This is a genomic window from Pseudomonas sp. A-R-19, from assembly GCF_019956575.1.
GTDB lineage: Bacteria > Pseudomonadota > Gammaproteobacteria > Pseudomonadales > Pseudomonadaceae > Aquipseudomonas.
Map to the genome: position 1 here is coordinate 156172 of NZ_JAHBDR010000038.1, position 12649 is coordinate 168820.

The following is a 12649-nucleotide window of genomic DNA, read 5'->3' on the forward strand; positions in this document are numbered from 1 at the left end:
AAAAAATTTCAGAAGTTAAATCATGTCTGAAATGAATACGCCAAGTGAGCGACTGCCACTAGCTGTTAGAAATAACAGTTACGACGAACGGTCACGTGAAGATACAAGGGGAGGGAAAGGCGTAGCGACGCGCAAGTTAGCGAGGATCAGGGCTGCTTACCAGTCTGCATAGGGCGTTCCGTCATTGCCTTGGCCTGAGGCACCGCTGCGCACATCACCCAGGCCTTGCTCATCGGCAGTTTGTAATTGCCAGGTGTCACGCTTGCCAGTAATGGGGTCGAGGGGGATTTCCCGCAGGTAGCGGCGGTTGACGAGGTCCTGGAGGGATCCGGGGTTGTTGCCGTGATCCTCTCGATATTGATCCAGTGACTGGCGGATCGACGTCAGATTATGCCGAAGTACGGTTTCCTTGGCCTTGGTGTGTTGGCGAAAGTATTGGGGCGTGACGAGAGTCATGAGCGTGGCAATGATCGCCATGACCACCAGCAGTTCGATCAGGGTAAATCCCCGGGAGGCCCGGTTACCACCGGGTGTAGGGCGTTCCATTGAGACTCTCCCGTTGGTTGCGGGATGAAACGTCAAATACATCTTCTCCCTCTGATGGGTTGTCGACACTGCTTTGGTAACTGCGTAACTGCCAGGTATCTATGGGTGGAAGTTCGGGGCATTCACAAACAGGGTCGCGGGGGATACGGCGCAGGAAGAACAGTTTTCTGCCTTTGATATCACTCTTGTCGGTGACACCCTGGACCAAGGCTTGCAAGTTGGGGGGGTAACCGCTGTCGCTGATACTTTTTTCAATACGGCCGTCGTCCGCGGCTTCTTTATAAGAATCAATCGCCCGCCGTATTTCCCGCAGCGAACGCTGCAGTTCAAGTTCCCGGTCGCGTTTTCCCATCACCGCCGTCAGCGGATAAGCTACTGTCGAAAGCGTGGCCAGCAGAGCCAGCGTCAGTAGTAATTCAATCAGCGTAAAACCTTTGGCGCAGCGATGGCTCGGCGCTATCAATGATAGCTTGCCCTGCCACATCACCGTTTAACCTCCGTGCCCGCCAAGGACTTCTTCAATAACCCAGGCAATTGGAATTAACTGCTTGCCTGAGTGTAAAACAAATTTTGTCTTGAACAATATAACTTGAGAAAGAATGCGCCTCGCTCTGCATCCAGCATCACGGTGAACTACAGTTTTTATGCGCAGTTCGAGGTACTGCATGGTTGCGCGATCTGTCAGGTGTCCACGGCTTGCGGATTAAACTCGTTTCTTATGAATGGGTTGAACATGACGGCTTTCAATCGGTCTCTGATGCTCTTTGCATGGGCGATCTGCGTGTCTTCGGGATCGATGCCTGCCACCCCGACAAACGGCTCTGGGGCAGGTCATGAGGTCGATAGGGATTATGATCAATGGCTGCAGTCGAAGCAGGGGCAGAAAGCCACCGTGGCGCAGATGCGACAACGCTGTGAGCAATTTCTGGATGCCATGAGTAACTTGAATTGCTCAGTTTCCGTGATTGGCCGGATGTTGGAGCTAAAAGCCGCCAATCAGATCCCTGACTACTACCTGGCGATCAAGCGAAAACACGCTCGGCTCATAGCAGCCGATGCTGAGCTGACAGTGCTGTTTTCCATGTTCGGCAACGAGTCGCTCTCGATATTGAGGGCCAGTGATGATTTTTCGGTGAGCAGAACGCGGCAGCGAGAGGTGCTGGCAATTCATCCCTATTCCAGTGATTTTTCCATTGCTGACCAAGAGCTGCCGTTCATAGACGTCCATGGGGCAAGTGGTCATTCAGCTCGATTTGTTCTGGATACCGGTGCTCCGCAAACCCGCGTCAATCAAGCAACCGCGAAGCTGATGGGAATCAGGTTGCTGACCGACTCCCACTACGCCTACAGCACCTTTTATGGCGAGAAGGACCTGTCTGCCAGCCTCGGAATTGTTGATTCGCTAACCGTCGGCACAAGCCAGTTCAAGAATGTGCTGGTGTTTGTCAGTGATCGTGACAATTTGTTGGGGCTCGATCTGATCAGCAAACTGGGGCGGCTGAAAATCACCAAAAAAGCGCTGGAGCTCAATCCTGTGCCTGCCGCGCGATGCGAGTCGCCCATTGCCTACACCCGCACGGACATCAACCAGAGACTGACCATCGAAGCACAGCTGGATAATCGGGCAACATTGGCAATTGTGGATACCGGAAACGTGGATTACCTGACGTCGGCTGCGCCAGGTGAGTCGGTCAACGCTTTCGACTCCATGGGCCCTAACTCAAGCACGAACGCCACCGGAAGACAACGCTTCCAAGCCTTCAAGGGCGTGTTGAAATTGCCGGGCAGCACTCAGATGATCAGCTACAAATATTATCCAGGCTTCACCATTCCACCGTCGATATTGTCTGGGCGCTACGTGCCCTCGATTTTGCTCGGCTGGCGTGCCTTTAATGACTTTGAATTGAATCTGGATATCGACACGGGGCGGTCTTGCTTCAACCGGGTCTGATGGGATTTACCCACAATCCCTGTTAACGCCACTGTGGATAACCTGTTCGCCCCTCGCTACAGCCCATGCAGATCGGGCTCTCCAGCCATGTGATCAAAAAACAACCACGCTAAGTTGCGGTTTTCCATGGTTTTTCCTGGGGGATAAGCACGCTCGAGCGCTTCGACTTGCCCCCAAAGTCTGTTGGCGCTTCTGTGGATAAGATGTTCGCTTACCGCCACAAGCCATATAAACCGTGGCTTTCAGGATTCTGATCAAAAAACGATCATTTCATAGTTTTGTACCGCTTAAGCCTGTGCAAGCGCAGAGTTTTTGCGGCCTGTAGCGGTTTTCCACAGCACCTCGCAAGTTGCCCCCAAAGTCTGTTGGCGCTTCTGTGGATAAGGTGTTCGCTATCTTCTGAACGCTATACAGACCGTGCCTTCCAAGAGATTGATCAAAAAGTGATCAGTGCGTTCTTGAAAGCAGGCTTCTGGATAAGTCACGGTTTTTCTTTGGTTTCAGGGAAGAAATTTTGCGAGATTTCCACAGTTGTCCCCAATAGCTGTGGGTGGAGGTGTGGATAACTTGTTCGCGGAAGGCTGGGAGGTGCGGCTGGCATAGGTCTGAACGAGATAGATCATATTTCGTACAGTTCTAAGCTGGTTGTAGGAGCGAGCCTGCTCGCGATGGACGTCAACGATAACGCTGGCAACCTGACACCCAGCAGCGTTCTCAGGTTCATCGCGAGCAGGCTCGCTCCTACAGAGGGCAGGGGTTAGCCTTGGACGGGTACACCCTTGAGATACGGCGCAGGCTCGGCCCCCAGGTTGCTCAGCAGGCGCTCGCTGTACCAATCCACGAAGTTCACCACACCGAACTCATAGGTCTTGGAGTACGGGCCAGGCTGGTACGCGGTGGAGTTGATGCCACGCTGGTTCTCTTCGGCCAGGCGACGGTCCTGGTCATTGGTGGCGTCCCAGACCTGGCGCATGCGCTCCACGTCGTAGTCCACGCCTTCGACCGCGTCCTTGTGCACGATCCACTTGGTGGTGACCATGGTTTCCTGGGCGCTGATCGGCCACACGGTGAACACGATGATGTGGTCGCCCATGCAGTGGTTCCAGGAGTGCGGCAGGTGCAGGATGCGCATCGAGCCCAGGTCCGGGTTCTTGATGCGGCCCATGAGCTTGGCGCAGCCCTGCTTGCCGTCCAGGGTCATCGACACGGTGCCCTTGAGCAGCGGCATGCGCACGATGCGGTTACGCAGGCCGAAGCTGGCGTGGGCGTAAGGGATCTTCTCGGCTTCCCACGCAGCGGCGGAGGCGGCGACGTGGTCCTTGAACGCCTGGTCGGCGCGCGGGTCGGTGACGTCGTCCCATTCCAGCAAGGTTTTCAGCAGTTCCGGGTGCGACGCGTTGCAGTGGTAGCACTCGCGGTTGTTTTCCAGCACAAGCTTCCAGTTGGCCTTTTCCATCAAGGTGGTGGTGATCGCCACCTTGGTGTTCTCCATGTCGTACGGTTCCATGTAATGGTTGAGCGTCGACAGGAAGTCATCGATGGCCGGTGGATTTTCCGACAGGCTGATGAAGATGTAGCCGCCGGCGGTCTTCACGTTCACCGGCTTGAGGCCGTACTGCTTCATGTCGAAGTCGGCGCCCATTTCGGTGCCGGCGAACAGCAGGCGACCATCAAGCTCGTAGGTCCACTGGTGGTAGTGGCAAACCAGCTTGGCGACCTTGCCTTTTTCGCTGGTGCACAGGCGCGAGCCACGGTGGCGGCAGACGTTATGGAACGCGTGCACCACGCCTTCGGCGCCACGGATCACGATGATCGGGTTCTTGCCGACCTGCAGGGTCAGGTAGTTGCCCTTGGTGGGGATTTCGCAGGTCATGCCGGCGATCAGCCACTCCTTCTGAAAGATTTCCTGCATGTCGATATCAAACAGGCGCTCGTCGGAGTAAAACGGCTGCGGCAGCGAGTAGGTGCGCTCGCGCTCTTGCAGCATCTGTGCAGTGGCCTTGCGTGCGGGTTCCAGCGGATCGCCCAGGCTCAGGGTAGTAGTGACGTCCATCATTTAATCCTCAAGGCCATTCTGTGTGGCCGGCGAATAGTGGCTACGGTTGTGCGACGCAAGACAAAAAACAGCAGTTATCTGTTGAGGCGAGTGTGGGGCCGGCGCTGGCCAGAACCTTATCCATGGGCGACATGGTGCAATCTGTTCCCGACGCGCAAGCCCCGGTAGTTGGGGGCTGGTCGCGATAAGCATGTCAATGTCGCAGATAGGTAAACGGGTGGTTCGCGCTATACGCAGAATCGCCAACATGAAGGCCGACAGTCGGCCGTGGAGATCAGCATGTCCAACAGCTTCCTGAACCCGGTAACCACCCAGACCTGGGCCAATGGTCGACACATCGTCCGTTGCGTCAAAGTCATCCAGGAAACCTGGGATGTGCGCACCTTTTGCTTCATGGCCGACCAGCCGATCCTGTTCTTCTTCAAGCCGGGGCAATTCGTCACCCTGGAGCTGGAAATCGAAGGCCAGCCGATCATGCGTTCTTACACCATTTCCAGCTCGCCGTCGGTACCCTACAGCTTTTCGGTGACCATCAAGCGCGTGCCGGGTGGCAAAGTTTCGAACTGGCTGCACGACACCCTGCACGAAGGCCAGGAGCTGGCGGTGCACGGCCCGGTCGGACTGTTCAATGCCATGGACTTCACCGCGCCGAAAGTGCTCTACCTGAGCGGTGGCGTTGGTATCACGCCGGTCATGTCCATGGCCCGCTGGTTCTACGACACCAACGGCAATGTCGACATGGTGTTTATCCACAGCGCCCGTTCGCCTAAAGACATCATTTACCACCGTGAGCTGGAACACATGGCGTCGCGGATCGACAACTTCAGCCTGCACCTGATCTGCGAGAAGCACGGCATGGGTGAGCCCTGGGCCGGTTATCGCGGTTACCTGAACCACAGAATGCTTGAATTGATGGCGCCTGACTTCCTTGAGCGCGAAGTATTCTGCTGCGGCCCGACACCCTATATGAATGCGGTCAAGCGCTTGCTGGAAGCCGCTGGCTTCGATATGGCGCGTTATCACGAAGAATCCTTCGGTGCGACGCCGCCAGAGGCGCGCGCTGACGCCGTGGAGCACGCCGAGCAGGCGGCAGACGCGCCGGAAGTCGACGCCGCGGACTTGCATCAAGTGGAGTTCACCGCCTCCGGCAAGAGCATTCGCGTGGCGCCGGGCGAGACCGTACATGCGGCGGCGGCGAAGGTCGGCCTGATGATTCCGAAAGCGTGCGGCATGGGGATCTGCGGCACCTGCAAGGTGCTGAAGCTGGGCGGCGAAGTGGAGATGGAACACAACGGCGGGATCACCGAGGAAGACGAAGCCGAAGGGTACATTCTGTCGTGCTGCAGTGTGCCGAAGGGCGACGTGCGCATCGAGTTCTGATCAACACCGATCTACTGTAGGAGCGAGCCTGCTCGCGATGAACCTGAGAACGCCGCGGGGTGCCAGGTTGCCAGCGTCATCGTTGACGTCCATCGCGAGCAAGCTCGCTCCTACAGGGGAGGGTGTTTAGTCGACAAACAGGTCAGTCATCAGCTTGTCGCTGCTGTCGGGGGCGAACCGGTAGTGTTCGAACTCGGTAATGCCGCTCTCCCGCAGTATTTCCTCATCAATCAGCAAACGCCCGGTCAAGCTGCGGTTGGCGCTGCTCAGGATCACATGCGCCGCATCCGCCATGATCGCCGGTGTGCGCGCATGCTTGAACGATTCCCTCGACCCCAACTGAAACTCGATCGCGGCGGTGGCGATCATGGTCTGTGGCCACAGCGAGTTGACGCTTATGCCGTAGTTCCTGAATTCCTCACTCATGCCCAGGGTCAGCATGCTCATGCCGTACTTGGTCACGGTGTAGGGGCTGTATTGGGCGAACCACTTGGTCGCCAGGTTCAGCGGTGGGGACAGGTTGAGGATGTGTCCACCAGACTTTTTCAGATACGGCAGTGCCGCCTGGCTGCATAGCAAAACGGCACGGGTGTTGATCTGGTGCATGAGGTCGAAGCGCTTGAGTTCTATGTGCTGAACACCGGTCAGCTTGATCGCGCCGGCGTTGTTGATCAGTGCATCGATGCTGCCGAAATGTTCGTTGGCCTGGGCCAGCGCCGCCCGTACGGCGTCTTCATCACGCACATCAACCTGCAACGCCAAGGCCTTTCCCCCGGCGGCTTCCACTTCCTCTGCGACGCTGAAAATCGTCCCCGGCAGCTTGGCGTGGGGTTCGGCACTTTTGGCGGCGATCACAATGTTGGCCCCGTCGCGGGCGGCCCGCAGCGCAATCTCGCGGCCAATGCCGCGGCTGGCGCCGGTGATGAACAGGGTTTTGCCTTGCAATGACATGTACACGCTCCTGATTGTTGTTATGTGAGCGGATTGGCTCGACAGACAATGTAGACGAAGTCGTTCAGGAGTCGTAGGGAGGGCGATGAGCATGCGCCCATGACGAAGTCATCATTACCTTCGCCAGGATTGATTGCGTTGTTAATCAGCCCACCTCAACACGTGAGGTGGGCTGTTAGATAACTTACTTTGCTTCGGAGTAGATTTTTATGTCGAATTGGTTATTCGCTTTCTGTTCGAACACCTTGAGTGCAATGAGGCTCTCACTCCCTGAGTTGTATTTAATTACATCGCCAGATTGTACCAGTTTGAGAACTTCATCCCAATCCAGTTCAATAGCGATTTTGCCGCTTTTTGGCAGCAGTTCGACCAGGTTTTGCTTGCTCATTTAAATTGCTCTCCGCTAGAACATGGTTTTGTGTTGGAAGTTCGACACGCGATTGTTCCCGAAAGACTGCGTAAGTTCCTTTTCAGGTCGGAAAACCCTACACCCGCGATATCCATATCTGGAACTGTAAGAAATACCAAAGCCGATGAGCGGCAGGCGAAATTCTGTTGCACCCGTCACTGGCAGTATCGATTTCAGGCGTTCCGGATCACTAGTAGGCGTCTGAAAGGCTCCGCGTCTAGGAGGCTTTGACACGGAGCATTGAGCGATAATTTACGACTGTGTTGTGTAGAGTGTAATTACGTATTTTCGTGACGGGTTTCGCGTGAATACTTTTTTTACAATAGTTGATTCTGAATTGTCGGAATATCTAAACTTGTCGCCGATGTTCGCAATTTTCAATACTTCCTCATACTCCAGCTCTTCTTCAACTGCGTTTTCATTTTTCAGAGGTATACCTTCAGATTGATTGCTCATTTGAGTCACTCTCCCTACTGAAATACGGATAACGTCGAATACTCGACAGACCATGGTTCCTGAAAAGCTATGTAACGTTTCAGGTGGTCCGACATTACGCCCGTGTTGTAGAGAGATTGAACTGTCAGAAATGTCAGATCCGATGAGCGGCACGACGCAATCCGGATGCGCCTGCCGCTGCTGGTGCCAGACTCAGGCACTCATCACTTCGCGAATATCCTTCGCCAATTCCCGCACCCGCTCCTCCTCGGTATCCCACGAGCACATGAAGCGGGCGCCGCCGTTGCCGATGAAGGTGTAGAAGCGCCAGCCCTTGGCTGTCAGTGCGGCGATGGCCGGTTCCGAAAGTTGCAGGAACACGCCGTTGGCCTGTACCGGGAACATCAGCTCCACGCCCGGGATGTCGCTGACCAGCTCGGCCAGCAATTGCGCGCAACGGTTGGCGTGGTTGGCGTATTTGAGCCAGGCGTCGTTTTCCAGGATCCCGACCCAGGGTGCCGACAGGAAGCGCATCTTTGAAGCAAGCTGCCCGGCCTGTTTGCAGCGGTAATCGAAGTCTTCAGCGAGTTTGTGGTTGAAGAACAGAATCGCCTCACCCACTGCCATGCCGTTTTTTGTGCCGCCAAAGCACAGCACATCGACGCCGGCCTTCCAGGTCAGGTCAGCCGGGGTGCAGCCGAGGAATGCGCAGGCGTTGGAGAAGCGTGCGCCGTCCATGTGCAGGTTCAGGCCCAGTTCCTTGCAGGTAACGCTGATGGCGCGGATTTCGTCCGGGGTATAGACGCTGCCGACTTCGGTGGCCTGGGTCAGGGTCACGACGCGGGGTTTCGGGTAATGGATGTCCTGGCGCTTGAGCGCGACCTCGCGGATCGAGTCCGGGGTCAACTTGCCGTTTTCAGTGCGGGCGATCAGCAGTTTGGAGCCGTTGGAGAAGAATTCCGGCGCGCCGCATTCGTCGGTTTCGACGTGGGCGGTTTCCGAGCAGATCACGCTGTGGTAACTCTGGCACAGGGACGACAGCGCCAGCGAGTTGGCGGCGGTGCCGTTGAAGGCGAAAAACACTTCACAGTCGGTTTCGAACAGTTTGCGGAAATCGTCGGAGGCGCGGGCGGTCCACTCGTCGTCACCGTATGCGCGCTGGTGGCCGTGGTTGGCCTGTTCCATGGCGGCCCAAGCTTCAGGGCAGATGCCGGAATAGTTGTCGCTGGCGAATTGTTGGCTCTTGTCGGTCATGGCCTGCTTCCGTGGTCGAGATGCCTATGGTGAAGCGTCCCGTGGTCAATGAGGGTGTGCGCACTTTACCCAAGATCGTCAGGTGGAGCGCACAGGATGTCGCTGTCGGGAAAATACACAGTCGAAGGGTAATTATGCACGTGAGTTCAAGGGACGGGGCACTGGATCTGCTCAAGTGGCTGGCGCTTTTGAGCATGGTCCTCGATCACCTGCGATATGTCGGTTATTCCGCCGATTGGCTGTATGTGCCGGGGCGCCTGGCCTTTCCGTGGTTCTGCCTGGCGATGGCGGTCAATCTGGCGCGCGTGCGGACTACGACGACCGGTGGCCAGTGGCGCTATCTGGGCTGGCTGTTGCTGTTCAGCGCGGTGAGTGAAATTCCTTACCGAATGTTCATTGCCAATCCCGACACCTTGAACGTGCTGCCCACCCTTGCCCTGGGCTGGCTGGTGGTTCGCGGCTGGCAGCAGCCAGTGATTGCGTCGCGCCTGCTGGCCGTTGGCGCGGTACTGCTGGCCGGGTTTTTCTCCCAGCGATTGATGTTCGGGTTCTTTGGCGTTCTGTTGCCGCTGGCGATGTTGCTGATACTGCAACGGCCATGGTATTTCGCGCTGTTGGCGGGGTTGGTGTGCCTGGCGGCCAACCAATGGCAGGTGCTGTATTACGCCGCCCGACTGGGCAATGTCGCGGCGATTCCGGCCATCGTCACGTGTCTGATCGCGCCATGGCTCGGGCTGTTCTTGTTGCGACATGCAAAGGGCGCAAAACCACCACCGATGCGGCGTTGGGCGTATGCGCTTTATCCCGCGCATTTCCTCGCTCTTCTGGCGGTACGTCAGGTTGTCGCATGACCCTGTGGGAGCGGGCTTGCTCGCGAAAGCGGAGTGTCAGTCACTTCAATGCTTACTGATACACCGCATTCGCGAGCAAGCCCGCTCCCACAAGGGATCCATTCTGATTTGAGGTTTGTGTTCGGCATGCCATTTCCCGCCATGTCGTAAACGCACCTTTGCGTGGCGCCCGTAGGCATTTGACGACTCCAAGCCAGTCATACCATCGCTATCAAAGGGCACTGCCAAAAAACCAGTGCCTCACCGAGACGAATGGCGCACCGCCGCCGCTGGGAGAGACGCGATGTTCAGCAAGCAAGACCAGATCCAGGGTTACGACGATGCACTGCTGGCGGCGATGAATGCCGAAGAGCAACGTCAGGAAGATCACATCGAGCTGATCGCGTCGGAGAACTACACCAGCAAACGCGTCATGGAAGCGCAAGGCAGTGGCCTGACCAACAAATACGCCGAAGGCTATCCGGGCAAGCGCTACTACGGCGGTTGTGAGCACGTCGACAAGGTTGAAGCACTGGCCATCGAGCGCGCCAAGCAACTGTTCGGCGCCGATTACGCCAACGTGCAGCCGCACTCCGGTTCCTCGGCCAACAGCGCCGTGTACCTGGCCCTGATTCAGGCCGGCGACACCATCCTCGGCATGAGCCTGGCCCACGGCGGTCACCTGACCCACGGCGCCAAAGTGTCGTCCTCGGGCAAGCTGTACAACGCCGTGCAGTACGGCATCGACACCAAGACCGGTCTGATCGATTACGACGAAGTCGAGCGCCTGGCCGTCGAGTGCAAGCCGAAGATGATCGTTGCCGGCTTCTCCGCCTATTCCAAGACCCTCGACTTCCCGCGCTTCCGCCAGATTGCCGACAAGGTGGGTGCACTGCTGTTCGTCGACATGGCCCACGTTGCCGGTCTGGTCGCTGCCGGTCTGTACCCGAACCCGCTGCCTTACGCCGACGTGGTCACCACCACGACCCACAAGACCCTGCGCGGTCCACGTGGTGGGCTGATCCTGGCCAAGTCCAACGAAGAAATCGAGAAGAAGCTCAACGCGGCAGTGTTCCCGGGTGCCCAGGGCGGCCCGCTGATGCACGTGATCGCTGGTAAGGCGGTGTGCTTCAAGGAAGCGCTGGAGCCTGGCTTCAAGGTCTACCAGCAACAAGTGATCGACAACGCCCAGGCCATGGCCGGCGTGTTTATCAAACGCGGCTACGATGTAGTGTCCGGCGGTACCGACAACCACCTGTTCCTGGTCAGTCTGATCCGTCAGGGCCTGACCGGCAAAGAGGCGGATGCCGCCCTCGGTCGCGCCCACATCACCGTGAACAAGAACGCTGTCCCGAACGATCCACAGTCGCCGTTCGTGACCTCCGGCCTGCGCATCGGCACCCCGGCGGTCACCACTCGCGGCTTCAAGGTGACCCAGTGCGTCACGCTGGCCGGCTGGATCTGCGACATCCTCGACAACCTCGGCGACGCCGATGTCGAGGCCAACGTCGCCGAGCAAGTGGCAGCCCTGTGCGCGGACTTCCCGGTTTATCGCTGAGTGCGGTTTTGGAGTAAATGACTATGCAACGCTACTCGGGCTTCGGCCTCTTCAAACACTCTCTCAGCCATCATGAAAACTGGCAGAAAATGTGGCGCACGCCGACCCCTAAAAAGGTCTACGACGTGGTCATCGTCGGTGGTGGCGGGCATGGTCTCGCCACGGCCTACTACCTGGCCAAGGAACACGGCATCACCAACGTGGCCGTGGTCGAGAAAGGCTGGCTGGGCGGCGGTAACACCGCGCGCAACACCACCATCGTTCGCTCCAACTACCTGTGGGACGAGTCGGCGCACCTGTACGAACACGCGATGAAACTGTGGGAAGGCCTGTCCCAGGACCTGAACTACAACGTGATGTTCTCCCAGCGCGGCGTCTACAACCTGTGCCACACGCTTCAAGACATCCGTGATTCCGAGCGTCGGGTCAGCGCCAACCGCCTCAACGGCGTGGACGGCGAATTGCTCGATGCCAAACAAGTGGCCGACGAGATTCCGTACCTCGACTGCTCGAAGAACACTCGCTACCCGGTGATGGGCGCGACCGTCCAGCGTCGCGGCGGCGTGGCCCGTCACGATGCCGTGGCCTGGGGCTTTGCCCGGGCTGCCGACGCCCTCGGCGTGGACCTGATCCAGCAGACCGAAGTGATCGGTTTCCGCAAGGAAAACGGCGTGTGCATCGGCGTTGAAACCAACAAGGGTTTCATCGGCGCCAAGCGCGTCGGCGTAGTGACCGCCGGTAACTCCGGGCACATGGCCAAGCTCGCCGGTTTCCGCCTGCCGATCGAATCCCACCCGCTGCAAGCGCTGGTGTCCGAGCCGATCAAGCCGATTATCGACAGCGTGATCATGTCCAACGCCGTGCACGGCTACATCAGCCAGTCCGACAAGGGCGACCTGGTGATCGGCGCCGGTATCGACGGCTACAACGGCTACGGCCAGCGTGGTTCATACCCGGTGATCGAGCACACCATCCAGGCCATCGTCGAGATGTTCCCGGTCTTGTCCCGCGTACGCATGAACCGTCAGTGGGGCGGCATCGTCGACACCACGCCGGATGCCTGCCCGATCATTTCGAAAACCCCGGTACCGAACATGTTCTTCAACTGCGGTTGGGGCACCGGCGGCTTCAAGGCCACCCCTGGCTCGGGCAACGTGTTTGCCGCGAGCCTGGCCAAGGGTGAAATGCACCCATTGGCCGCACCTTTCTCCATCGACCGTTTCCACAACGGTGCGTTGATCGATGAACACGGCGCTGCTGCCGTCGCCCACTAACAGGA

Annotated in this window: 12 protein-coding genes; 5 read left to right on the top strand and 7 right to left on the bottom strand. The window is 57.7% G+C overall.

Going from position 1 to position 12649, the window contains the following annotated elements:
- Positions 1-156 precede the first annotated feature (156 nt).
- Positions 157-546 (bottom strand): type II secretion system protein, encoded by a 390-nt coding sequence (locus KGA88_RS06890; RefSeq protein ID WP_223589804.1) that lies wholly within the window; start codon positions 544-546, stop codon positions 157-159.
- Entirely contained in the window at positions 521-1030 is a 510-nt protein-coding gene (locus KGA88_RS06895; RefSeq protein ID WP_110662145.1) for a type II secretion system protein, read from the bottom strand. The genes KGA88_RS06890 and KGA88_RS06895 overlap by 26 nt, the downstream gene beginning before the upstream one ends.
- 249 nt (positions 1031-1279) lie before the next feature.
- Here KGA88_RS06895 and KGA88_RS06900 point away from each other — a divergent pair, with 249 nt between their 5' ends.
- The gene (locus KGA88_RS06900) at positions 1280-2497 is read left to right on the top strand and encodes a retropepsin-like aspartic protease (RefSeq protein WP_411740834.1); all 1218 of its coding nucleotides are present in this window, start codon (positions 1280-1282) and stop codon (positions 2495-2497) included.
- A gap of 757 nt (positions 2498-3254) precedes the next feature.
- Here KGA88_RS06900 and gbcA read toward each other — a convergent pair.
- On the bottom strand, positions 3255-4550 hold the full coding sequence (gene gbcA, locus KGA88_RS06905) for a glycine-betaine demethylase subunit GbcA (RefSeq protein WP_110662073.1): 1296 nt from the start codon (positions 4548-4550) through the stop codon (positions 3255-3257).
- Positions 4551-4832: 282 nt separating this feature from the next.
- Here gbcA and gbcB point away from each other — a divergent pair, with 282 nt between their 5' ends.
- Positions 4833-5933 (top strand): glycine-betaine demethylase subunit GbcB, encoded by a 1101-nt coding sequence (gene gbcB / locus KGA88_RS06910; protein ID WP_110662070.1) that lies wholly within the window; start codon positions 4833-4835, stop codon positions 5931-5933.
- 126 nt (positions 5934-6059) lie between these two features.
- Here gbcB and KGA88_RS06915 read toward each other — a convergent pair whose 3' ends face one another.
- The 4 genes from KGA88_RS06915 to KGA88_RS06930 form a co-directional block, all read right to left on the bottom strand.
- Positions 6060-6884, bottom strand: a complete 825-nt coding sequence (locus KGA88_RS06915) for an SDR family oxidoreductase (protein WP_223589806.1) — start codon at positions 6882-6884, stop codon at positions 6060-6062.
- A 184-nt stretch (positions 6885-7068) separates the two neighbouring features.
- Positions 7069-7272 carry a hypothetical protein gene (locus tag KGA88_RS06920; RefSeq protein ID WP_223589808.1) on the bottom strand — a complete coding sequence of 68 codons (204 nt, stop codon included), beginning with the start codon at positions 7270-7272 and terminating at the stop codon, positions 7069-7071.
- A 273-nt stretch (positions 7273-7545) separates the two neighbouring features.
- Positions 7546-7902 (bottom strand): hypothetical protein, encoded by a 357-nt coding sequence (locus KGA88_RS06925; protein ID WP_223589810.1) that lies wholly within the window; start codon positions 7900-7902, stop codon positions 7546-7548.
- Between the two features lie 39 nt (positions 7903-7941).
- Positions 7942-8982: a low specificity L-threonine aldolase gene (locus KGA88_RS06930; protein WP_223589812.1), complete on the bottom strand. Its 1041-nt coding sequence runs from the start codon at positions 8980-8982 to the stop codon at positions 7942-7944.
- Between the two features lie 134 nt (positions 8983-9116).
- Here KGA88_RS06930 and KGA88_RS06935 point away from each other — a divergent pair, with 134 nt between their 5' ends.
- From KGA88_RS06935 to KGA88_RS06945, 3 genes are all read left to right on the top strand, one after another.
- Entirely contained in the window at positions 9117-9833 is a 717-nt protein-coding gene (locus KGA88_RS06935) for a TraX family protein (protein WP_223589814.1), read from the top strand.
- A gap of 283 nt (positions 9834-10116) precedes the next feature.
- Positions 10117-11370 carry a serine hydroxymethyltransferase gene (gene glyA / locus KGA88_RS06940; RefSeq protein WP_110662447.1) on the top strand — a complete coding sequence of 418 codons (1254 nt, stop codon included), beginning with the start codon at positions 10117-10119 and terminating at the stop codon, positions 11368-11370.
- A gap of 23 nt (positions 11371-11393) precedes the next feature.
- Complete coding sequence (locus KGA88_RS06945; RefSeq protein WP_007947735.1) at positions 11394-12644, top strand: sarcosine oxidase subunit beta; 1251 nt, start codon at positions 11394-11396, stop codon at positions 12642-12644.
- The last annotated feature ends 5 nt before the right edge of the window (positions 12645-12649 follow it).